Origin of the sequence: Corynebacterium mustelae, assembly GCF_001020985.1 — a bacterium.
GTDB lineage: Bacteria > Actinomycetota > Actinomycetes > Mycobacteriales > Mycobacteriaceae > Corynebacterium > Corynebacterium mustelae.
In genome coordinates this window covers 1,262,501-1,286,416 of record NZ_CP011542.1, presented here as the reverse complement: position 1 = coordinate 1,286,416, position 23,916 = coordinate 1,262,501, and the positions used below count along the sequence as shown (strand labels likewise).

Here is a 23,916-nt window from a genome sequence, read left to right as displayed (position 1 = left end):
CACTTATTAGTTGTCGGTGTAATCGATAACATCTTGATCATCTTCATCTAAAGCATCGTCTTCGAGGTAGTAGAAGTCGGACTCATCGCCGTCGTCTTCGCCAAAGATATCGTATATGTCTGGCTCGTCTTCATCTTCGAGGGGGGCCAATTGGTTTTCCCAAGCTTCGGCTTGATCTGCTGCCAACGAAAGAACGTCGAAAAGTTTGTCGAAATCACTAAACGATCCGAGCTCAAGTACCTCTTGGCAACTTTCGATTATCTGTCCAACGATGGATTCAAACATCTCATCGGCATCTTGTTCGGACAGGTTGTTATCCCGCACGATGTCCTCAACTTGGCTATATGCAGATTCCATCATTTGTTCAAACAATGGACCTAGGGTTATGAAATCCACCTTTGCAATAGGCATCCCATCAACAACGTCGATGGAAACTTCAATTCCAGAAAATTCGGTCAGATCAGCGTAAACGACATTTTCATCGTGGTGAGATTGGAAAAAGTCGAGGTCTTCAATCCGCTCATCGGTCCCCTCCAAAAGATCACGCAACACAGTTACTACCTGGTCCGTGACGACATGGGAATTAACAGCATTGACTGCATCTTCCACAGAGAAGACCACCGAGACTAATACCGCTTCAAAGTCTTGGGCGGAATCATCACCAGCCGCGGCGGCGATGTACACGTTTGCCGCTGGCAAATGTGGGTCAATCTCTACGAACTGAATTTCCAGTTCTGAGGTGATGGGGATGAACATGGTGTCGGCATGGACTCGGGATTCAATTCCCTCGGCATCCAATGCTGCTGCGATGTCCTCGAAGAAACTCATAGTAGAAAATCACCCTTTTCATTGTGTGGGGTCTTGAACCTCCACAGTAATAGACTCCACAGATTTTGGCTGGCTTCTTAGAATTGTGCTGCTTGAACCAAACCAGCTAAACGCTGTTCCTTCGGCTGGTGTGGGCAGGAGGTACAGTAGTTAGAATCAGCCCCATGGTAAATCATGCAGCAACTTGTCCGGTGGGCCAGTAGATAATCTGGTTCTTCGCCAACAACCAACGGAACAATCCCACCATCAACTATTTGCTCAAAACGAGGCTGGGGTATTTTCACAGGTGCGGCCTCTGCCAATCCGAGATGCAATTGCTGGGCAATGTGTATGGCACGCAACTGCTCAAACTCCTCATTTCCAGCATCGACTGCTGGTTGAATCACGCCATCCCCGACGACCGCCCATAGCGGCGCTGGACGCATCTTAGTAACCGCACAAATACAGTCGATTATCGGTGTCAATGTGGCTGCAAGACGTGCGCCCGATTCCTTGTAGCCCTCTGCGTCAGATTGAGGTCGGAAGCCAAACCAATACCCCAAGCCGTCATCGCGGTTGAACAGGATTCCAGAATCAAGCCCCATATCAATGCATGAATCAGTACATACCATAGTCGCTATCGCGGGAGCCGCTACGGATCCCATGAGCGAAAACAACCATACTTGGGCAGCATGGCGAGGATTGTCGAGCTTAAACAATTGCGTGGATTGCGCAATCGCAGCTGAAATCACGTTGTCGGTTGCAAGATAATCTGGCGGGATTGCGGCGTTGTTGTGTACCTGAATGCACGGCGCGTAGCGGGGAAAATGCGTCGCCATGTGCTCTAGGTGGTTGTCGATAGCGGAGTGCATTGCGTTTTTATTCCTCAGGTAGGTCGACTAGTTGGGCTAGATTCTCTAGCCTATCGCTGCCCCATTCCAGCATATTGTAGTTTTCCCATGCGATTCGGCGAGCAGCATAGGGGTCGTAGACGATGTGCGGGGTGGAGTCGAACACCTTCGTCGCACGTCCAGGGCGATTATCACTTGGTGCTTGGTATTGTGGCCATGTTTCGGTCTCAGCGCCGTTGGGATTTCCGGTGTGGATGAAATTAGCCCAGTGGTTTTGCATGTGATCACGTAAATCGTGCAACTCGTGCCAACCACCAAGCCGATTGAGAGTAGCTGCTTTTGAGCCATTCAGATCTCCGAAGATGGGGCTTAATTCGGCAGTATGGGCTGCGCCTAAACCCAACCACCGCAAGGCTGCTGGGGCGAAGTCGAAGCGGTACATCCAGGTGGGTGCGGAAAGACTGTGGGCGGAAGCGGTTATTACGCTTGGTGCCCAAAAGATACCGTCGGCAAGCAATTGTGCGAAGTCTTTGCGTAGGTAGCCGTCGTTATAGTGGCGCATGATAACTTCCGCACCTTCGGGATCGTAGCCTTCGAGCATACGGCGAGCGGCTTTTGAGCGGGCTTTACTGCGCAGGTAAAAGGTTTTTGCGAAGGAAACTTCGTCGACGTTGGTTCCTATCATCAGTGGGATTTTGTGTTGTTCCCCAGCTCGAAAGGTCGAAAGCGGGTGATCGTGGATAACTTTTTTATCTACAGTTGCACCAAAGCAGGGGTTTAGATTGAGTAATTCACCGCTGCGCCACATCATGGATTGACCTGCATTGATCAAGACCTCTGTGCTCACAGAGCGCAGTTTGGCCAAGGTTGGGGCTTCTACCCCGGCGCGACTTGCTAGTTCTCGTGCCCAGAACGCTGCCTGCGCTTTGGAATGGACTGCCGCTATTGGTGGTGATTGTGCGATGGCGCGGTGGAAAAGCCCCTGGGTGGCTTTGATGCACATGAGGGTGATGACGCTTGCGCCACCTGCTGATTCGCCCATGAGGGTGATATTGGTAGGGTCGCCGCCGAATTGCTCGATGTTGTTGTGTATCCACCGCAAAGCAAGTAGTTGATCGCGTACTGCTGGGTTTGGGGAGCAATCGTCACCGAAATGGGAAAAATCTAGGTAGCCAAGTACGCCGAGCCGGAAGTTGAGGGAAACGTAGACGACGTTCATGGCTTCGACCAGGTAGTGGCCACGCAATACTTGTTGGTGGGAGGAGCCGTAGATGAAAGATCCGCCGTGAATGTAGACCACTACTGGCAGTTTGGCATCGTGTTCGGGGCGTACGATGTCGAGGGTGAGGCAGTCTTCACTGCCTTTAATTTTTTCGCTGGGTCCGAAGGAGGGTTGGGCGGCGACTGTTCCATATTCGCGGCAGTCGCGGATACCTGCCCAGGGTGGCACGGGCTTGGGTACCCGGAACCGGTGGTCGCCTGACGTATCGGCGCCGTATGGGACACCGCGCCAGGTGCGGATCGCGGTGGGGGTTGAGAGTCGAAGGCCGCGGATTTTCCCGGAGGTAGTTTCGATGATGAGCCCGGTGTCGTTGGTGGAAGTTGCGGTGGGTTCTAATTGGCGTGGTGGTGTGATGGGACCGGCAACGCGAGATTTGGCGCTTCGGCGGGTTTTCGCAGGTGCGGGTGTTGCGTGGGTGGGGGTGGTTGTGACTGGTGTGGTTGTGGTTGTTTTTCGCGGTTTTTTAAACCGACGTTGGCTCCTCATATCACTTAGAGTAGGTGACATGGTGAATCACGTCGACCGAGATACTGTCTTGTGTATTTCGTTAGCTGCCCGTCCTTCCAACCATGGGGTGCGGTTTCATAATTGGTTGTATGCAACGTTGGGGCTGAACTTTTTATATAAGGCGGTCGCGCCAGTTGATATTGAACAGGCTGTTGCTGGTATTCGGGGGTTGGGTATTCGGGGTGCGGGGGTTTCGATGCCTTATAAGCAGGATGTTATTGCCCTCATTGATGAATTAGATGATTCGGCTGCCCGCATTGGTGCGGTCAATACGATTGTTAATACGGATGGGCATTTGGTTGGTTATAACACCGATTATGTGGCGGTGGCTAAGTTATTGAATTCGTATTCGGTGTCCAAGGATCTTTTTGTGGCGGTGCGTGGCTCCGGTGGTATGGCGAATGCGGTTGTTGCTGCGCTGGCGGATTATGGTTTGTCTGGTTGTGTGGTTGCCCGTAATGCTAAGACGGGTATGGATTTGGCGAATCGGTATGGCTTTGAGTACTCCGATAGGGTACCTGAAGCTGCTACTATGCTGGTCAATGTCACTCCGTTGGGAATGGTGGGCGCGGATGAATCAGTGCAAGCATTTAGTGATGTGGAGATTGCTCGGGCTCAATTGGTTTTTGATGTTGTTGCTTTTCCAGTGCGCACGCCGCTTATCGACGCCGCAAGGCGGCTGTCGGTTCCAACTATTAATGGTGGCGAGGTAGTTGCGTTGCAGGCTGCGGAGCAATTTGCGTTGTACACCGGGGTGGTTCCGAGTGAGGAGGATGTTGCGCGGGCTGAGGAGTTTGCGCAGCGGTAGTGTTTTTACGCTTGTAGCGAACCGACTCGCTTGGTTTTATCGCTCCGGACTATTCTGGTTTTGTTATTTATTGTTGGATTTAAGTTAAAGAAAGCGTAAATATATCGTGGGCTTAAAAAAGAAATCTGATCACTCGGTTGTCACTGATGTGTTTAATTCCAATTCGCATTCTGTGTTGGAGGAAAAGGGGCCGATTGCGAAGGCACTTGTTGCTGCGTTGGATAAAACCGCGAACATGAAGTCTGGTTTAGTGGTCAAATATGTTGATCGGCTCAAGGCTAAGAATCCCGAGGCAGATAATGCGGAGATTCAAAAGCTCATGGATAAGCACTTCATGCTGGCGGTGACCGGTTCGGGTGCGAGTGCGGGTAGTGCTGCGGCTATTCCAGCTATTGGTTTTATTACCGGAGCTGTCGCGGTCAGTGCGGAAAGCTTGTTGTTCTTGGACACTGCCGCGTTTTACGCTGTGGCTAGCGCGCATTTACGCGGCGTGGATATCACCAACCCCGAGCGTCGAAAAGCAATCGTTTTAGTCGCGGTTTTAGGTTCAGAGGGGTCTGCTATCGCTGATGCCACCTTTGCTGGTGGTTCCTTGATGAATATGGTCGGCCGGTCGTCTACTGCGAAGCTGACCGAAGCGAATAATTTCATGTTTAAGTACGCGCTGAAGAAGGTTTCCAAATCGGTGCGCCTTGCGTGGTTGGGTAAGCTCATGCCATTGGGAATAGGTGCGGTTTTAGGTTCCATTGCTAACCGTAAAATTGGGCAGAAAGTCATCGAGCATGTGCACAGCGCGATGGGGCCTGCCTAAAGCTTCTATGCGCTAAGGGTTTACCATAGGTGCCACGCAACCATTCATTTCCCATCTGCGAAAGGGCACCATGAACTTCTTTGGCGCGCATCCGGCAGCTAACCGCACAACTATGGTTCGGTTAGCTGCCGTTGCTGTGCGGTTTCCGGTTGCATTGGGGGCGGCGTTATTCTCGACACTGCTGGTTACCGTTTTTAATGCGGTCATCCCGCTTGTGTCCGCCTCGGCGGTTGATATTGCTACTTCACAGATGACGGGAAATATTCGTTTAGTGATGTGGCTGCTTATTGCGGTGGCGCTTGGCCGTTACGTGTTTCAATTTGGCCGTCGGTTTACGGCCGGAATCCTCGCCAATAGGATCCAACACAATTTGCGGGTAGATCTATTATCCGCACTGTATCAATTAGATGGACCTGCCCAGGATCACTTGCGTACTGGACAGTTGGTGTCACGCTCGATTTCGGACCTTAATCTGGTGTACACGATGGTTGCCATGTTTCCATTGGTTACAGGTCATGTGCTTACAGTCGTGGCCATATTGGGTGTCATGTTGTGGCTGTCGCCGGTTTTGTTTATTACCGCTATCGCGATGATGCCAGTTCTCGTCTGGTTGAGTGCACGCTCTCGTACCACGTTATTTAGTGCCACATGGTCGGCACAGCAGACTATCGCCGAGTTGGCCACCCAGGTTGAAGAAACCGTCACTGGTGTTCGGGTGGTCAAGGCCTTCAATCAGGAGCAGCGAGAAGTTAGCCGGTTTGTCGCAGTTGCGGGAAAAGTTTATGGTGAAATGCTGCGGGCTGCCAGGTTGACGGCTAGGTTTAAGCCCCTGTTGCAGCAATTGCCGAATGTGTCTTTGGTGTTGTGCATCGGCATCGGCGGTTACCTAGCACTCACAGGCGTTATCACCATTGGAACGTTTGTTGCGTTCAGCGTCTATATGTCGCAATTAACTTCCGTTGTGTCAATGTTGGCCGGAATGATCGTGCAACAGCAGCTGGGAATAGCTTCGGCAGAGCGGGTTTTTGAAATTATTGACCTTCGCCCGGTTGATCCCGATCCCGTTTCTTCGGCGCAGCCGCCAACCGGGAAAGTGGGTTTACGGCTGAGCAATGTGAATTTTGGTGATGCGCTGAACGGTTTCTCCATCACTGCTTCCCCCGGCGAGACATTGGTTCTGGTGGGCGCGCCTGGCTCCGGAAAAACTATGGCTGTGAACCTCATTGCCGGTTTCTACCGACCGGATTCCGGCAGCCTTGCGCTTGTCGACGCCACCGGCGCGGCAGTTGATTATCTCGATCTTTCCCGGACAGCTATTCGAGGAACTATGGGCTGCGTGTTTGAAGACCCGTTCCTCTTTTCTACCAGCATCTACGACGCTATCGACGCTGGCCGTGGTTTAAGTAACGATCACATTATCACCGCAGCGCGCCAGGCAGAAATCTACGATTTCGTAGCTGAGCTCGATAACGGTTTCGACACTCAGATTGGGGAACGCGGTTTAACGCTATCTGGCGGCCAACGCCAACGAATCGCACTCGCCCGGGCTATTGCTGATCAACCGCGCATCCTGATACTTGATGACGCCACCTCCGCGATTGATGCCGCCACCGAAGCGAAGATTTTCGAGAATCTACGTACCCAGCTATCGGATACCACCATCATCGCGGTTGCCCATCGGATGTCTACGGTAGGTATAGCTGATGCGGTAGCTGTGGTTGACGCAGGACGAGTAACGGCCTACGGACCCAAAGCGGACATGCTGACCGACCCCCGTTTCATGGATTTAATGACCCCCGCTGGCGACATCGGCGTCCAAGCTGCATCCTCTGTCAGCTCAGTGGTACTTGACGACGACACAGCAACCCCGCCGACAGAACAGTTATGGCCCACCAAGCCGCCGCGCCAGTCCCCCACGTATATGACACCAAGCACTACGATGAGACCCTTTGGGGGACTTCCCCAGCGGGGTAATGTTCATCGGTCAGCTGCTCATGTTCCAGCAACCACAGAATTGCTCAGCCGTGTCAAAGATCTCCCGGCGGTGCGTGACACACCCCCAGTGGGTGGTTTTGATGTGTTTCAACAACGGTTATCCCATGTTTCTGCCGGCAGGCTATTTCATTCCGTACGGTGGCTTCTTGTTACTGCAATTATGTTGTATGTCCTCGGTGTCGCGGCGGGTTTAGCTATTCCATGGTTGGTTCAGGTTGCACTAGACCAGGGAGTTACTTCTGGTGATGTCAGCGTCTTGTGGTGGGTATCCATAGCGGGTCTTTTCATTGTTACGTTTAGCTGGGTTATTTCCTATGCCACAACGCTTGTCACTGCCGTAACTGGCGAACGGTTGCTCTATGAGCTTCGCATTAGATGCTATGCGCATTTGCAACGGCTTTCACTACGGTTTTACGAATCTACCATGTCGGGCGCCATCATTACGCGGATGACAACCGACATTGACGCGCTCAATGGGTTTCTCCAGTCTGGTTTCACAACCGCGCTGGTGGCGCTCACAACATTAGCGGGGATAACGGTGTTGCTCATTTTCACCAGTGCTCCGCTAGCAGCAATAGCTATGATGGGGGTCCCCATCATAGCCTTAGCTACCATCGTGTTTAGAAAGATTTCTACTCGACTGTACGCGCGGGCCCGGGAAGAGATCAGCGCAGTAAACGCGTCTTTTCATCAAGCTATGGCTGGGCTACGAACCGCTCAGATGTTGGGAAGTGAAACCACGGTGCTCAACCGGTTTAGCGCACAATCCCAGCAGTATGCGACAACAAGAATCACTGCCCAAGCGGCGGTCGCTATCTATTTTCCAGGAATTAGTGCGGTATCGGAAATATTGCAAGCAGTCGTGCTGGGAATCGGGGCAACGATGGTCGCCGACGGTCATCTGCCTATCGGTGTGCTCGTGGCGTTCCTTTTATATCTAGAGCGGCTCTATCCCCCAATCCAAAACCTAAGCCAAGTCTTCGATTCTTACCAACAAGCACAGATAGGGTTTAACCGGATCACAGACCTTCTCGCTACAGATGAAGATGTTGTAGACATCGCAGCAACCGCGCCCGCTGACCCGCTGCCAGCGGCAGACGTCGAAAAGCTGGCGCGGTCGAACATATCCCTGGACAATGTAAGTTTCAGCTACGAAGCAATCGACCGGTCGGTTTTATCAGGGGTTTCACTAACCCTAACGGCGGGACGCACTGTTGCGGTTGTCGGAACGACCGGAGCTGGAAAATCTACCCTGATTAAGCTTTTGGAACGTTTCTATGACCCGCAATCAGGCACGATACGCGCTGGGGGCACCGATATTCGTCACATACCGCTCGGGTTATGGCGGCGTCACATTGGTTATGTCCCACAAGAGGCTCATCTTTTTAACGGGACAATAGCAAGCAATATCGCATACGGTGACCCAGATGCCAGCCAACAAGAAATTACTGAAGCCGCACGCCGAGTTGGCGCGTTAGGAACCATCGCCGCGATTCCAGGTGGCTTCACCGCGCCGGTCGGTGATGGTGGGCGGGGATTATCCTCAGGTCAACGGCAATTAGTTGCTCTCGCCCGTGCAGAGCTTATAAAACCCAAGATTTTACTTTTCGACGAGGCCACTGCCACTGTAGATCCAGCAACAGAATCTGCCATTCTTTCAGCTACACAACGAGTGGCTGCTGGCCGCACCACTGTGGTGGTTGCCCACCGGCTTGCAACTGCCACTCGCGCCGACCGAATTCTTGTCGTCGACAACGGTGAAATCGTTGAAGACGGCACCCACGAGTCATTACTTACTTTTGGGGGTATTTATGCCACTATGTGGCGCAACAGCCCCCAATAAACATGCAGTTCAGGGACAATCTGTGAATCCGCGCACAATTATTGCCGGATTTCCTTGGAAAATGATTACACCTGTGGGTGTGAAACCACTAGCCTGTATTCAGCAACTAAAGTGTGAACAGACATATACTCTCACAAAGAAATGAGGCGAGCACCTGCCGTGAGCAGCGCTAGTACTTTCGGCCAGAATCAGTGGCTGGTAGATGAAATGTTCCAACAGTTCCAGAACGATCCAGAATCTGTTGATCCTTCGTGGCGTGAACTATTCGAAACCTCTGGTGTCCCCACTACACCAGAATCAGCCCCCACCGCCCCAGATTCTGCGGCACCTTCTGTTAGCCCGACAACCAATGAATCCTTAGCACCGGTAGAGGAAATTACCGTCGTCGAAGCTGTCGCGATCAAGGCAGATCAGCACCTTACCGACGAAGTAGCCAAAGAAGCCAAGAAAGCGGCGGCAGCAAAGAAGTTGGAGAAATCACCCCTTGGTCGTGCCGTAGCTTTACCCGATGCTGGCGAGAAGGCACTTAAGGGTATCTTCAAGGCGATTGCCAAGAACATGGACGAATCGCTTGAGGTGCCAACCGCAACCTCGGTTCGGGATATGCCTGTGAAGTTGATGTTCGAAAACCGAGCGATCATCAACGAACATATGCAGCGCACGCACGGCGGTAAAGTTTCATTTACCCACATTATTGGCTATGCCTTGGTTAAAGCCCTTATGGCCCACCCAGACATGAACAATAGTTACGCTGTGATTGACGGCAAGCCGACTGTTATCACCCCGGAACACATCAACCTCGGATTAGCAATCGATCTACCACAAAAAGATGGTTCTCGCGCACTGGTAGTCGCCGCTATTAAGGAATGCGAAACGTTAAATTTTGCCCAGTTCCTGGAAAAGTACGAAGACATCGTAAGCCGGGGCCGCGATGGCAAGTTGACCATGGATGACTACTCTGGTGTTACCGTATCGCTGACCAACCCAGGTGGTATCGGCACCCGTCACTCCGTTCCACGCCTTACCAAGGGTCAAGGCACCATCATCGGTGTGGGCTCCATGGATTATCCGGCAGAGTTCGCTGGCGCATCCCAGGATCGTCTCGCTGAACTGGGTGTGGGCAAGCTAGTTACCATTACCTCCACATACGATCACCGCATCATTCAAGGTGCAGAATCTGGTGAGTTCCTACGCACCATGAGCCAACTGTTCGTGGATGATTCGTTCTGGGACGACATCTTCGAAGCAATGGAGATTCCATACACCCCCATGCGGTGGGCTCAGGATCTACCAAATACTGGGTTGGATAAAAACACCCGGGTTATGCAGCTGATCGAAGCGTACCGTTCTCGCGGCCACCTGATCGCCGATGTTAACCCTCTGCGGTGGGTTCAACCAGGTATGCCAGTGCCAGATCACCGCGACCTGGACATCGAAACGCACGGTCTTACCTTGTGGGATCTGGATCGTACTTTCAACGTGGGCGGCTTCTGCGGTAAAGAAACCATGACCTTGCGTGAGGTTCTGACCCGCCTGCGAAACGCCTACACCCATAAGGTTGGTAGCGAATACACTCACATTCTCGACCGCGACGAGCGCACATGGCTCCAGGACCGGCTGGAAGCTGGTATGCCCAAGCCAACCCACGCGGAGCAGAAGTACATCATGCAGCAGCTCAACGCAGCTGAAGCATTCGAGAACTTTTTGCAAACCAAATACGTCGGCCAGAAGCGATTTTCCTTGGAAGGCGCCGAGTCTCTCATCCCATTGATGGACTCCGCCATCGACACTGCCGCAGGTCAAGGCTTGGACGAAGTGGTTATCGGCATGCCACACCGGGGCCGGTTGAACGTGCTATTCAACATCGTGGGCAAACCGCTGGAAACCATCTTCACCGAGTTTGAAGGCCATATTGAGGCAAAGACTGCTGGTGGTTCCGGTGACGTGAAATACCACCTCGGCGCTGAAGGTACCCACCTGCAGATGTTTGGTGATGGAGAGATCAAGGTTTCGCTGACCGCTAACCCATCCCACCTTGAGGCAGTTAACCCGGTGATGGAAGGTATTGCGCGCGCTAAGCAGGATCTGTTAGATAAAGGCCCCGGCGGCTACACCGTCATGCCGCTATTGCTCCACGGCGATGCTGCGTTCGCTGGTCTGGGTATCGTCCCTGAGACTATCAACCTCGCCCAATTACGTGGCTATACCGTAGGTGGCACCGTTCACATCGTGGTAAATAACCAGATTGGTTTCACCACCACCCCGGATTCCTCCCGCTCCAGCCACTATGCCACCGACTTGGCTAAAGCGTTCGGCTGCCCAGTATTCCACGTCAACGGCGACGACCCAGAGGCTGTTGTATGGGTCGGTCAACTGGCTACCGAGTACCGCCGCCGCTTTGGCAAGGATGTTTTCATCGACCTGATTGCTTATCGACGCCGGGGCCACAACGAAGCCGACGACCCGTCGATGACGCAGCCAAAGATGTACGAATTGATCGAAGGCCGCAAGACTGTTCGCGACCAGTACATCGACGATTTGCTTGGACGTGGTGAGCTGTCCAAGGAGGATGCGGAAAAGGTCACCCAAGACTTCCACGATCAGATGGAATCCGTATTCATCGAGGTTAAGGAAGCCGAAAAGAAAGCCTTTACCCAGCAAGAAGGCATCACATCCTCCCAGAGCCTGCCACACGGCTTGGAAACCAATATCTCACGCGCCGAGCTTAAGGAAATTGCCGAAGCATACTCGGCTAAACCAGAAGATTTTGAATTCCATCCACGCGTCAAGCCTGTTGCCAAGAAGCGGTTAGAATCCGCAACCGAGGGTGGCATCGATTGGGGCTGGGGCGAATTGATTGCGTTCTCCTCCCTGGCCAATACCGGTAAATTGGTGCGCCTAGCTGGTGAAGACTCCCGCCGTGGTACCTTTACCCAGCGTCACGCAATCGTCATAGACCCCAATACCGGTGCTGAGTTCAACGGGCTCAATGAGCTGGCCGAAAAGAAAGGCAATGGCGGCAAGTTCTTGGTCTATAACTCTGCTTTGACCGAGTTTGCGGGCATGGGATTTGAATACGGCTACTCGGTGGGCAATCCCGATGCAGTGGTCGCCTGGGAGGCACAATTCGGTGATTTCGCCAATGGTGCGCAAACCATCATTGACGAATACGTCTCCTCTGGCGAAACCAAGTGGGGTCAAACCTCCTCGGTTATTTTGCTCCTGCCGCACGGCTACGAGGGCCAAGGCCCAGACCACTCTTCCGCCCGCATTGAGCGGTACCTGCAGCTGTGTGCGGAAGGCACCATGACGGTGGCACAGCCAACCACACCGGCGAATTACTTCCACCTGTTGCGACGTCACGCCTTAAGTGATCTCAAACGCCCACTCATTGTGTTCACTCCGAAGTCTATGCTGCGCATGAAGGCTGCGACTTCACCAGTTGAAGACTTTACCGAGGTCAAGAAGTTCCAGTCTGTCATTAATGACCCACGGTTTGTTGATCGAGACGGAAACAAGGTGGGTGATTGCTCCACCGTCAAGAAGATCATGTTGGTGTCCGGCAAGCTGTATTACGAACTGGCAAAGCGCGCCGAGAAAGACAACCGCACTGATGTTGCCATCGTACGCATCGAAATGCTGCACCCAATTCCGTTCAACCGGTTGAAGGACGCATTCGACTGCTACCCGAACGCTGAGGAAATCCGGTTCTGCCAAGACGAGCCTGCTAACCAAGGCCCGTGGCCATTCCTCAACGAACATCTGCGCGAGTTGATTCCGGGAATGCTGCCGATGAAGCGCATCTCGCGTCGGGCGCAGGCTTCTACCGCGACCGGCCTGTCTAAGGTGCATGCCGTTGAACAGGAAGCATTGCTCAACGAGGCTTTTGCTGACTAGCACGACATAAAATAGTGCGCTAGCGATCTGACAGATACGCTAGCGCACTATTTTTCTATCTCTCGCGAACTGGCGTCGACAAGCGAGATAGTTAATGGAAGAAAATTCCGTTATCGTCAAGGTATTTCATAACGACCTCACTGGTGTTGCGTACCTTTTTACTTTCTTCCACCAATTCTGCAAGCTCTTCGGTGCTGATCGTACCGGAGATGATATTCAATGCACCGCGTTCCTCACGGTTGAGCGTAGGAACTCGATAAATCGGTATGATGTGCTGCGGAATTGCCGAGAGCTCATCGCTACATCCGAGCGCGTTCGACGGGTCGGTAGCATTAACATTATCTCCCAGCGCCCCCATCACCGCCTGATAAACTTTTTCGCGTTGGTCACCGGAATTGACGTCTTTCTCCGCAGCGGAAAATTCCATTTCTAATTCTTTGGCTTTTTGCGGCTGCACCTGGCCCAACATACGTCCAGCGCACACAATCGCCACATCCGCTGCCCCATTCGGCACCCGGTCGAAGCTATGTTCAAGCCCTAACCGCCCCATATTCAGTGTGGCTGGCCGCCCCAGCCGCTCTAACCCCTGCTTGTACAATTCCCCTAGAACTAATTGCTCAACTGAATTGGACCGTACAGCAATCTCTACCACTTTTTCGCTATCCGGCACCGGGTCGGGTCCTGGTTCGAAGCGCTCCAGGTTTGCGCATCCGCTCAGTAATACCGCGCAGCTTAAAACTAGTGCGGAAAGAGAATAAGTTTTTGGCGCGGTCATGAGGCTCCACAAAGTCATTGGTTGAGGTGATATGCGTGTCTTAGTTTAGCGGTTATTGTACGCCACCTCGATTTACAAACTCACTAATCATATCCCGCGCCTGCCGGGCAGAATGCGGAGCACATAGGATGTCGTACCGTCCAGCGACAATTTGGGTGGCGGAAGCAAAGTCGCGCCGTCCACCTTGCATCGCGTACTGCACGGAAGCTGTCACTGTGGAAAACACCATTCCCATGAAAATACCGATGAGAAGCGACATGGCCCATTGATTATTCATTATGCCAAGCAGCAGGCCGAAAAACAGCCCAAGCCACGCTCCGGAGGCAATCCCGTTAAAAATCACTCGCGGCCATGTTAACCGGCCGATGACTTTTTCCACCTCCATCAGATCAACGCCCACTATGGTGAGATCAGAAACGTCAAATTGCTTATCTGATAACATGTCCACCGCTGCCTGGGCTTTTTCGTAACTACTGAAACTACCCACCGGCCATCCTTCGGGACGAGTTCGCCTATTGGGGTTAAACGGTTTCGGCGCTGGTTTATGCGAATTGTGCGGCTCAGAATTGGAAAACACAGTGGTATCCTTATAGGGGCTTTTACTTTTTCTTTATTGACATTGTAAACGCTGCAACCTGCGGAAAAGTTCCCATATAACCGGCTCTTATTGCTTCTACCGCGACTGAACTACACTAGGGTGACATGAGTGAAGTTACACGTGTCTACGCTGGCCGACTGGCGGGTATGGTTGTGCGCGGCCCGGAAACGGATGTCATTGGCCGGGTTCGGGATGTGGTTGTTAACGTCCGCCCCCAGGGGCATACGTCTCGGGTGCTTGGGCTAGTTGTAGAAATGACCAATAAACGTCGTATCTTCCTTCCGATGTTGCGGGTCGCTTCGATTGACCCGCACGAGATCATGTTGGTTTCGGGATCGGTTTCGTTGCGTGCATTTAAGGCACGATCCGGTGAGGTGACCATCATCCACGATATTATCGGTTCAAAAGTTCAGGTTGATGATCCAGAATTAGAAAAATTCCACGGCAAACCGGTTGAGGTTGCTGACATTGAGTTAGAGCGAACCAGAACCAGGGATTGGGCGATCTCTGCCGTTGCGGTGATCGGAAGCCGTCCGAGTTTCGGCAGACGGCCGGAAATCGTTATTGTGCCGTGGAAACACGTACACGGCATCACTGCTGCTGGCGTTGGCATCTCCGATGCTGCCGCTGAATTGATTGCAGAATTTGAAGATATGCGACCTGCTGACGTGGCTACCGCACTCTATGATTTGCCGGAAAACCAACGGCACACCGTGGCCAGTGAATTTGACGATGAACGGTTGGCCGACATTTTGCAGGAAATGAGTGAAGACCGGCAAGCAGAGCTGTTGGAAACGCTCGATATTGAGCGTGCGGCGGATGTTCTGGAAGAAATGGATCCCGACGACGCAGCCGATCTATTGTCCGAATTGGATGATGAAAAGGCAGATGTACTGCTGGAATTGATGGATCCGGAAGAATCTGCACCGGTGCGTCGATTGATGAGTTTTAATCCCGACACCGTGGGTGCTCTGATGACGCCCGAGCCGCTTATTCTTAGCCCACAAACCACCGTCGCCGAAGCACTGGCTCATGCCTGTAATCCTGACCTGCCAACATCCTTGGCATCAATGGTGTTTGTGGTGCGCCCACCAACAGCCACACCCACCGGGAAATACCTTGGTTGTGTTCACTTGCAAAAGCTACTGCGTGAACCCCCATCAAATCTGGTGTCAGGCAGCCTGGATCCGGATTTACCACCGCTGTATGCCGATGATTCCCAGGAAACCGCCGCCCGGTATTTCGCTATGTATAACTTGGTCTGCGGACCAGTGATTGATAGTGACGGGCATTTGCTCGGGGCGGTTGCGGTGGACGATCTGATCGACCATTTATTGCCCGATGACTGGCGCGATACAGGTATCCGCCCAGAAATAAAGGAGGATTAATCTCAATGGCAGATTTAGATACTCCCCGGTTAAGCGGCAAAAAGAGTATTTTTAAGCTTGACGACGACACCGTCGGAGCATACGCAGAAAAAGTCGCCCGGTTTTTTGGCACCGGCCGCTACCTTATGTGGCAAACCGTTTTTGTGGTTATTTGGGTGATTCTCAATCTGGGTGCTTTCTGGTGGCAATGGGACCCCTACCCGTTCATTCTGCTTAATCTGGCATTCTCCACCCAGGCGGCATACGCCGCTCCGTTGATTCTTCTGGCGCAGAATCGGCAGGAAGACCGGGACCGTATCGCATTGAATGAGGACAGGCGGCGTGCATTCGAGACAAAATCAAATACCGAATACATCACCCGCGAGTTGGCCGGATTGCGACTAGCAATAGGCGACATGGTCACCCGCGACTATCTGCGCCACGAATTAGAAGATGTGCACAACATGCTTGAACGCATTGAGGCCAAGTTGGACGATGAAGCCGCCGCCCGCACTGCCGCCCGGCACCATGCTGGTGAAGCCGCACACGAAGATCTTAACGATCCCATTCAAGGCCGTTCTGGTCGCTCTGACCGACCGTAGTAAGGTTAGTGACTGTTATGAGTACAACGATTACTGAAGCACAAGTCCGTCAGGCACTATCACGGGTGGAAGACCCGGAGATTGGCAAGCCATTGACTGAATTGGGAATGGTGAAGTCCATATCCATTTCAGGTAATGATGTCGCTGCTGAAATTTATCTCACTATCGCTGGGTGCCCAATGAAAAATACCATTGTGTCTAATTCCAAGGCAGCGATTGAAGAAATACCTGGGGTCGGAGAAGTATCTGTTACCACTGACGCAATGAATGACGAGCAACGTCGAAAATTGCGTGAGACGTTACGTGGTGGCCAAACAGAAACAGTTATTCCGTTCGCACAGCCAGATTCCACTACCCGGGTTTTCGCGGTTTCCTCCGGTAAAGGTGGGGTGGGTAAATCCTCCGTGACGGTGAATCTGGCAGTTGGTTTCGCGGCCCGTGGGCTAAAGGTTGGTATTTTAGATGCGGATATTTACGGACACTCCGTACCTGGAATGCTTGGCTGCGTGGAACGCCCAACCCCGGTTGATGATATGATCATGCCGCCACAAGCACACGGCATTAAACACATCTCGATCGCGCATTTCGTTGAAGATAATTCCCCGGTTGTGTGGCGTGGCCCTATGCTGCACCGTGCGATTCAGCAATTCTTGGGCGATGTGTTCTGGGGGGATTTAGATATCTTATTGCTTGATTTGCCACCTGGGACCGGTGACATTGCGATCTCGGTTGCGCAATTGGTTCCCACCGCCGAATTACTTATTGTTACCACCCCACAGGCAGCCGCAGCGGAAGTTGCGGAACGAGCCGGAACCATCAGTTTACAAACCCGGCAGAAAGTAGCTGGCGTTATCGAAAACATGGCAGCGATGGTTTTACCGGACGGCAGTGTTATGGACGTGTTTGGTTCCGGTGGTGGTGCCAACGTGGCGGAGCGGATAAGTACTCTCACCGGGACCGCTGTCCCTTTGCTAGGCTCGATTCCGCTGGATCCAAAACTGCGAGAAGGTGGCGATGCTGGGACACCCATCGTCGTCGGCGCCCCAGGTTCACCGACTGCACAGGCAATTATGGGGATTGTGGATAAGCTCGTGGTTCGTAAGGATTCGTTGTTGGGTAAAAGCCTGAACCTAGGGGTCAGCCGCGCTGAGTCCTAAGTGATGTCGTCGTAAGAAAAACTACCACCCTTGCGGTGACTGCTTTCCGGCTGCGCTTCCGATTGTGGCGTGGGTTGTGGTTGCGCAGGTGGCGTCGATTGGGTGCGTGGCTGGGCTTGGTTTTTACCGGTCAGATTCTCTTCGCTAAGTGCTTTTTTCGGGTCGAAATCATCAAGGTAACGCTCGTCACCGTCGAAAAGTGCCTTGGTGATGGCCGCCTTCGGCCCCATTGCCCGCATAGACGCGATCTGGCTGATGGGTTTGCGAATATCGTCGAATTCGCTGCCCAAGTCCCCTAATTCCCCGTTGAGTTCTTTTTTGGCGTTATCAATCGCGCGTCGAGCGGCGAAGATTGCGGCACGGACATCCTCAATCACGCCGGGCATTTTCTCCGGACCAATGATTATTAAGCCAATAATGAGGATGAAGAGGATCTCAAACCAGCCAATGGAATCAAACACACATCTACCTTACCTAATTGGACGGCAAATCCACGATCGTGGCTATTTTCCGTGATGTCCTCGTCGAACCGCCCGGGCAATCAGGTCAATCTTATCGAGGAAAGTCTCCGGCTGCCGGAATGATTCTTCAGCGCACGGGCCGTCGGGGCAAGAATGCGCTATTCCCATGAGCCGCTGCATGAATTCGGGCGCAACCTTGACCTCCGCAGCACAAGACTTTCGTAACAGCTCTGCCGCGCGCCGCTGCCGCTCTACCTCCTGGCGGCATTCCGGACAGTGTACTAAGTGAACCTGAGCCCGGTGGGTCGCGATGTCGCTTAATTCGTTGTCGACAAAAGCCGCTACAGCTTCAGGGTGTAAGTGATCGGTACTGGCAAAAACCCGGTTGGTCGTGGCAGAAATCTGAATGAATGCGGTGATATTACGACCGGCTGGCTGGACTCGGCGGTTGCCGCCCATTGGGTCGATTGATGAGTGATCAGTCATTGCTGCACATTCACCTCACATTCAGCATTTATTATCGGCTATTGGTGTTTTCTTAAGGATTAAACGTCTGATAACTGCAATAAGTTCCCCCAACAGCAAATCCCCGCCTCAAAGCGAAGCGGGGCGTTTTTACTTACTACTTAATTGAATTAGCTCTTCACAGGCAACAACAGCTTTGCATCGCTATCCACCTCTGCCTTCGCCTCCAGGCTTGCCCTGAGCTGCGACCTCCCCCGGTGGATCCGGGATCGCACCGTACCCATTTTCACGCCAAGGGTATCTGCGATCTCGTCATAGCTCATACCCACAACGTCGCACAATACGACGGCAACACGGAAATCTGGGGCAAGCGCATCAAGAGCTTCTTGGAGCGCTGGGTCCAGATTGGCGACGGAATATGCCTGCTCCGGTGTCATATCCGTACCCGGCACTCGTTCGTAGTCTTCCGGCAACGCCTCCATGAAAATCTTGGATCGGTGTCGAACCATGTCGAGGAACAAGTTGGTTGTTATACGGTGCAGCCACCCTTCGAAGGTGCCTGGCTGGTAATTCTTAATTGAACGAAACACCCGCATGAAGGTTTCTTGAGTGAGATCCTCCGCGTCGTGTTGGTTACCCGATAGACGAAACGCAAGCCGGTACACACTGTCGGCGTGCTGCTCCACCAGTTCACCCCAACTTGGCATTTCCCCCACCCCAGCATCAAACGCGGCTGTTCCAGTCAGCTGGATTTCTTCCGCATGGTCGGCATCAAAACGTCCAGCGGATTCGGAGTTAAGCGATACTGGATGCACGTTTGTCATGTCACATATTCTGCCTTACCGAACTTGGGAAAACCACCCAAAAGTCTGTGAGTTAACTGTCAACGTCGCCCCGCAGAAATATCAATTATGGGGGCTTGCCAGGCATCGTTGATGCAAATCCGTTCAGCTTTATCGGATGTTTCATGCGAGTCCAGATTCCTACGGAATTGAATTGCGGGTTAAACTAGGCTTCGTGACTGCCGAATTACGCGCCTATATCGAAAATACCTCGAGTTCCAGCGTCCATTTGACCGCCGCACGGGAAGCCGCAGCAGAATTTGGACTCATGGTGCCCGATGTTATGACCGGACAACTACTCACCACCCTCGCTGCCAGCTGCCAAGCTCAAGGCGCTATAGCAGTGACCCCTGCCGCAAACGTTGTGGGGCTGTACCTGCTGGCAGGTCTTTCCGATTCCGGCATTCTTACCTGCATCGACCCGGAACCAGAACACCAAAAACTATCCAAAGAAACTTTCCGTAGCGCAGGTTACAGTTCATCGCGTATCCGGTTTCTGCCTTCCCGCCCGCTTGATGTGATGAGTCGGCTTGCTGCTGAGTCCTACCAGCTGATCTTCGGCGAGGTCTCCCCCATCGACATGCGTGCTTTCGTCAATGCAGCGTTACCTCTGCTCACACCAGGGGGCTCCGTGGTTCTGGCCGATACGCTTTTCGACGGCACCTTGTCTGACACCAGCCGAAAAGATCGAGAAACCATCGCGGCTCGAGAAACCGACGAATACATTCGCTCCCTTGACGACGTCCATGTCACTCGACTTCCACTCGGCGCGGGGCTGACAATTGTTACCAAGGAAAACTAACCGGGAAAGCCGGATTTCCCTATGCCAGCACACACCGAAATTCCAGAGTTTGTCAGCGCGGCGGATGTTGGCACCATTTTAGGCTGTACCGAAGAGCAGGCGCAGGATGCAATCAACCACTGTTGGCGGATGATCACCCTAGGCACAAGCATTGATGCGCTTACCGACGACATCACCTACGGGACTCGTAATTTCACGGAGGCGCCATCAGCAACACAAGCCGCCGAAGCCGCCAATTACCTGGTCAAAGCTCGTCGGCTTCAGATTGGGCGGTTACGTGCCACCGGCCAGCTTCAACCATCTAGGCTTAGCGCAGCCTTCAATGAACTGCGCGAACAAGAAATACTGGCGTTGCAAAATTTCACGTGCTGCGCCACCTGTGCCACGGCGGAGGCATGGGATGTCATGTCTGCCGAACCACAGTGGCGCGGTTTCGTGTATTTCCACAATCAGGACGCTGAAAGCCTCATCAACACCAATCAAACCTATATTGGATATGACATTCGGCTTGAATCTTGGTACTCAGAAGCAGAATTAACCGGGTTCACCCGGTCTGAGCGGCAGGCTGCCTATAGCAACACGTGCATACGGTTGGCCAATGAGATTCTGCGGCCAACGTTTAGGGCTTTTAACATCGGCTATAAGTGGAATAACAACACAGACACGCGCATGCTGCTGAGTAACTGTGATTATTTCGCGGAGATCTAATGCTGCATTACGAGCTAACTGACGAATCAAAAATCAATTCCCACGGCGTTCGGTTATTCCGTATCCGCGCCACCCGTGATCTTCCCAAACAACGAGTCAAAGCAGGTGATGTAGGAGGTTGGTTAGAGCCTCCTAGCGGGCGCAAACCTCGCCTTCGCGATGCCGCTTGGGTTTCTGATGAAGCAGAATTATTTGGCCGTGCTTCCGCGATCGGCCGGGCGCGTATCAAGGACAACGCGGCAGTCTTTGGAAAGGCAGTAATCAATGGGACAGCTTTGGTCGCCGGAACCGCCACTGTATCTGGAACTGCTGAGATTCGTGATGCCGTTCATGTTGCTGGTGGTCACGTTACTGACAACGTATGGCTGGCTGGTGATCTAACGATCGGACCAGAAGCACAGATACACGGATCACTCCGTCTAACCGCCTCAGGGATCATCAATTGTTACCTGAACTCAAACGGGTTCGTCTTTAATGTTCCACGCCCAATCGAAATCACCAGTCAGCAACACCTCATCACGCTATCCCCCGTCGGAAGCTACGGCAGCATCGTATCAATCGTCCACATGAAAAACGACGAACCCTACATCTGCCACTGGCCAAACAGCTGGGCAGGAACCCCAGAACAAATGCATAAAGAAGCAGAAAAAATCGTCGACCTCACCGCCGACCGCTACATCGACCACGGCGAAACACGATCTTTATGGGCACAACACTACCGCCACATCGCCACCTTCGCCGAAACCCTACCCGAAATGTGGGATTGCTAATGCAAAAACCGGCTGGGTGAGGGTTTTTACTCTCACCCAGCCGGTTACGTGGGAGCCACGGGAATATCCAGCGGTTTAAACGACGGTGTTCTTGCCCACCACAACCACCCCACCGGGGCTGATGGCAAAGCGTTCAGCATCCCGTTGGTGGTCAACACCAATCAAAGTGCCTTCAGATACCACCACGTTTTTATCAAGAATGGCGTGACGCACCACTGCACCTTTTCCGATGCGGACACCAGGCATCAACACTGAGCCTTCCACGGTTGCACCTTCTTCCACCATCACATCAGTAGAAAGCACCGAATTGCGAACCGTAGCGGCGGAAATGATCGACCCTTGGGCCACCATTGAGGATTGGGCGATGCCGCCTTGAACGAACTTCGCTGGCGGTAATTCACCTAGGTCGGTGGAACGGATTGGCCACTGCTGGTTATACAGATTGAAGATCGGGTGTACCGAAATCAGATCCATGTGGGCTTCGTAAAATGCGTCGATGGTGCCCACATCCCGCCAGTACCCCCGATCCCGGTCGGTCGAACCCGGTACGTGATTATTGGAGAAATCATAGACGTGGGCGTTACCTTTGGCCACGAAATACGGGATGATATCGCCACCCATGTCGTGGGTAGAGTCCGGGTTAATCTCGTCGGCTTTGAGTGCCTCCACCAGGTCTTTGGTGGTGAAAACGTAATTGCCCATGGAGGCGTAAGTCATGTCCGGATCGTCTGGAGTTCCGGGCGGGTTTTCTGGTTTTTCTAGGAATTCAGTGATGTTTCCTTCGTCGTCAGCCTGCAAGCAACCAAATGCTTTAGCCTCCGACCGTGGGATACGAATGCCAGCTACTGATACGGCTTTACCAGAGGCAATATGCTCAGCGACCATTTGTTCTGGGTCCATCCGGTAGACGTGATCAGCACCGAATACAATCACATAATCGGGTTTTTCGTCATAAATGAGGTTAAGCGACTGCAAAATTGCGTCCGCCGACCCCAGGTACCAGTGTTTGCCAAGGCGTTGCTGAGCCGGAACCGATGCGATGTATTGGGCGGTCGGTCCGGTGAATTGCCACGATTGGGAAATATGCCGGTCTAATGAATGCGACTTGTATTGGGTAAGCACACAGATTTTTAGGTATCCGGCGTTGACCAGGTTGGAAAGCACGAAGTCGATAAGACGATACGTGCCGCCGAATGGTACCGCTGGCTTTGCGCGATCCTCTGTGAGCGGAAATAAGCGCTTTCCTTCGCCGCCAGCGAGAACGATTGCTAAAACGTTGTTTTGACTCCTCACTCTGCCCAATCTATATGGGTTTTCCGAACTTTGCTTGGTGATTGCGGAAATGCGATAAATAACACCAACAATTGTTACGCAACCGGGCTAAGTTTTAAGTTATGAGAGTTGCAATGATGACAAAAGAATATCCGCCAGAGATCTATGGCGGGGCGGGAGTACACGTTACCGAACTAACCCGATATATGCGCGATATCGTTGATGTTGATGTGCATTGCATGGGCGCGCCGCGGGATGAGAAAGATGTCTATGTCCACGGCGTAGATGAGGCGCTAGCGTCTGCTAATCCGGCAATTCAAACTCTTTCCACTGGGTTGCGGATGGCCGAGGCTGCCAAAGCCGCCGATGTCGTCCATACCCACACCTGGTACACGGGTTTAGGTGGTCATTTAGCCGGGCTATTGCACGGTATTCCCCATATTGCCACAGCGCATTCTTTGGAACCGGATCGTCCATGGAAGCGGGAACAATTAGGGGGCGGCTACGAAGTTTCTTCTTGGTCGGAACGAAACACAATGGAGTATGCAGATGCAGTGATTGCGGTTTCAGAAGGAATGAAAGAAGCGTTGCTTCGTGCCTACCCGCGAGTGGATGCCGACAAAGTTCATGTGGTGCTGAATGGGATCGATACGAAGCTGTGGCAGCCGCGCCCAACTTTTGATGCCGCGGAGGATTCGATTCTGCGGGAATTAGGAATAGATCCGGATCGGCCAATTGTTGCTTTCGTAGGCCGGATAACTCGCCAAAAAGGCGTGAATCACCTGGTTAAAGCCGCCCGGCATTTCGATGATGGTGTGCAGCTCGTGCTGTGTGCAGGAGCGCCGGACACCCCAGAGATCGCGGAGCAGACGGCGTCGTTGGTTGCCAAGCTGCAGGCGGAACGTGACGGAATCGTGTGGGTGCAGGAAATGTTGCCAAAAGAGAAGATCCAAGAGATCCTCACCGCTGCGGATTGCTTCGTGTGCCCGTCAATCTATGAACCGCTGGGCATCGTCAATCTAGAGGCCATGGCCTGCGGAACTGCGGTTGTTGCTTCTGATGTGGGTGGTATTCCTGAGGTTGTCGTTGATGGCAAAACGGGAACATTGGTTCACTATGATGAGGCGGATGCGACGGGTTTCGAACGTGATCTTGCTGCTGCGGTTAATCAGATGGTGGCAGACAGAGAGCGTGCAAAGAAATTTGGTGTGGCTGGACGTGACCGCGCAGTTTCGGACTTCTCTTGGGATACGATTGCGCAGCAAACCGTGGATGTTTATCGGTCGCTGATGTAGT

Annotated in this window: 20 protein-coding genes; 11 read left to right on the top strand and 9 right to left on the bottom strand. The window is 52.8% G+C overall.

The window, feature by feature from the left end:
* Positions 1–6 precede the first annotated feature (6 nt).
* The 3 genes from CMUST_RS06035 to CMUST_RS06025 form a co-directional block, all read right to left on the bottom strand.
* Positions 7–828, bottom strand: coding sequence for a hypothetical protein (locus tag CMUST_RS06035; protein ID WP_047261752.1), 822 nt, complete (start codon positions 826–828; stop codon positions 7–9).
* Positions 829–905: 77 nt separating this feature from the next.
* On the bottom strand, positions 906–1,679 hold the full coding sequence (locus CMUST_RS06030; RefSeq protein WP_047261751.1) for a (2Fe-2S)-binding protein: 774 nt from the start codon (positions 1,677–1,679) through the stop codon (positions 906–908).
* Between the two features lie 7 nt (positions 1,680–1,686).
* A complete protein-coding gene (locus CMUST_RS06025; protein ID WP_083987432.1) occupies positions 1,687–3,426 on the bottom strand; it encodes a carboxylesterase/lipase family protein in 1,740 nt (579 codons plus the stop codon).
* Between the two features lie 19 nt (positions 3,427–3,445).
* Between CMUST_RS06025 and CMUST_RS06020 the strand changes: the two genes are divergently transcribed.
* From CMUST_RS06020 to CMUST_RS06005, 4 genes are all read left to right on the top strand, one after another.
* Positions 3,446–4,255: a shikimate 5-dehydrogenase gene (locus tag CMUST_RS06020; protein WP_047261750.1), complete on the top strand. Its 810-nt coding sequence runs from the start codon at positions 3,446–3,448 to the stop codon at positions 4,253–4,255.
* A 106-nt stretch (positions 4,256–4,361) separates the two neighbouring features.
* Positions 4,362–5,066, top strand: a complete 705-nt coding sequence (locus CMUST_RS06015) for a hypothetical protein (protein ID WP_236690170.1) — start codon at positions 4,362–4,364, stop codon at positions 5,064–5,066.
* Between the two features lie 70 nt (positions 5,067–5,136).
* Entirely contained in the window at positions 5,137–8,904 is a 3,768-nt protein-coding gene (locus CMUST_RS06010; protein ID WP_407921997.1) for an ABC transporter ATP-binding protein, read from the top strand.
* A 141-nt stretch (positions 8,905–9,045) separates the two neighbouring features.
* A complete protein-coding gene (locus CMUST_RS06005; RefSeq protein ID WP_407921996.1) occupies positions 9,046–12,801 on the top strand; it encodes a multifunctional oxoglutarate decarboxylase/oxoglutarate dehydrogenase thiamine pyrophosphate-binding subunit/dihydrolipoyllysine-residue succinyltransferase subunit in 3,756 nt (1,251 codons plus the stop codon).
* A gap of 91 nt (positions 12,802–12,892) precedes the next feature.
* Here CMUST_RS06005 and CMUST_RS06000 read toward each other — a convergent pair whose 3' ends face one another.
* The gene (locus tag CMUST_RS06000) at positions 12,893–13,576 is read right to left on the bottom strand and encodes a hypothetical protein (RefSeq protein ID WP_047261747.1); all 684 of its coding nucleotides are present in this window, start codon (positions 13,574–13,576) and stop codon (positions 12,893–12,895) included.
* Between the two features lie 52 nt (positions 13,577–13,628).
* Positions 13,629–14,063, bottom strand: a complete 435-nt coding sequence (locus CMUST_RS05995) for a general stress protein (protein WP_201779240.1) — start codon at positions 14,061–14,063, stop codon at positions 13,629–13,631.
* 215 nt (positions 14,064–14,278) lie between these two features.
* Here CMUST_RS05995 and CMUST_RS05990 point away from each other — a divergent pair, with 215 nt between their 5' ends.
* The 3 genes from CMUST_RS05990 to CMUST_RS05980 are packed head-to-tail and all read left to right on the top strand — an operon-like array spanning position 14,279 to position 17,300.
* Positions 14,279–15,562, top strand: a complete 1,284-nt coding sequence (locus CMUST_RS05990; protein WP_047261745.1) for a magnesium transporter MgtE N-terminal domain-containing protein — start codon at positions 14,279–14,281, stop codon at positions 15,560–15,562.
* Between the two features lie 5 nt (positions 15,563–15,567).
* Positions 15,568–16,143, top strand: coding sequence for a DUF1003 domain-containing protein (locus CMUST_RS05985; RefSeq protein WP_047261744.1), 576 nt, complete (start codon positions 15,568–15,570; stop codon positions 16,141–16,143).
* A gap of 17 nt (positions 16,144–16,160) precedes the next feature.
* Positions 16,161–17,300, top strand: coding sequence for an Mrp/NBP35 family ATP-binding protein (locus tag CMUST_RS05980; RefSeq protein WP_047261743.1), 1,140 nt, complete (start codon positions 16,161–16,163; stop codon positions 17,298–17,300).
* Here CMUST_RS05980 and tatB read toward each other — a convergent pair.
* The 3 genes from tatB to sigE all read right to left on the bottom strand — a co-directional run bounded on the left by tatB (position 17,297) and on the right by sigE (position 19,050).
* Positions 17,297–17,761, bottom strand: a complete 465-nt coding sequence (gene tatB, locus CMUST_RS05975; protein WP_047261742.1) for a Sec-independent protein translocase protein TatB — start codon at positions 17,759–17,761, stop codon at positions 17,297–17,299. The genes CMUST_RS05980 and tatB overlap by 4 nt on opposite strands.
* Positions 17,762–17,803: 42 nt before the next feature.
* Positions 17,804–18,247 (bottom strand): anti-sigma factor family protein, encoded by a 444-nt coding sequence (locus CMUST_RS05970; protein WP_236690169.1) that lies wholly within the window; start codon positions 18,245–18,247, stop codon positions 17,804–17,806.
* Between the two features lie 149 nt (positions 18,248–18,396).
* Positions 18,397–19,050, bottom strand: a complete 654-nt coding sequence (gene sigE, locus CMUST_RS05965; protein WP_047261741.1) for an RNA polymerase sigma factor SigE — start codon at positions 19,048–19,050, stop codon at positions 18,397–18,399.
* A 136-nt stretch (positions 19,051–19,186) separates the two neighbouring features.
* On the opposite strand from sigE, the gene CMUST_RS05960 reads away from it, so the two are divergent.
* From CMUST_RS05960 to CMUST_RS15900, 3 genes are read left to right on the top strand one after another with little or no spacing between them, the layout of a single operon-like run.
* A complete protein-coding gene (locus tag CMUST_RS05960) occupies positions 19,187–19,870 on the top strand; it encodes an O-methyltransferase (protein ID WP_083987431.1) in 684 nt (227 codons plus the stop codon).
* A gap of 21 nt (positions 19,871–19,891) precedes the next feature.
* Complete coding sequence (locus CMUST_RS15905; protein WP_052844560.1) at positions 19,892–20,578, top strand: DUF6891 domain-containing protein; 687 nt, start codon at positions 19,892–19,894, stop codon at positions 20,576–20,578.
* Positions 20,578–21,348 (top strand): phage regulatory CII family protein, encoded by a 771-nt coding sequence (locus CMUST_RS15900; RefSeq protein ID WP_052844559.1) that lies wholly within the window; start codon positions 20,578–20,580, stop codon positions 21,346–21,348. The genes CMUST_RS15905 and CMUST_RS15900 overlap by 1 nt, the downstream gene beginning before the upstream one ends.
* Positions 21,349–21,423: 75 nt before the next feature.
* Here the strand turns inward: CMUST_RS15900 and glgC are convergent, their stop codons facing one another.
* On the bottom strand, positions 21,424–22,650 hold the full coding sequence (gene glgC, locus CMUST_RS05945; RefSeq protein ID WP_201779227.1) for a glucose-1-phosphate adenylyltransferase: 1,227 nt from the start codon (positions 22,648–22,650) through the stop codon (positions 21,424–21,426).
* A gap of 92 nt (positions 22,651–22,742) precedes the next feature.
* Here glgC and glgA point away from each other — a divergent pair, with 92 nt between their 5' ends.
* Entirely contained in the window at positions 22,743–23,915 is a 1,173-nt protein-coding gene (gene glgA / locus CMUST_RS05940) for a glycogen synthase (RefSeq protein WP_047261739.1), read from the top strand.
* The last annotated feature ends 1 nt before the right edge of the window (position 23,916 follow it).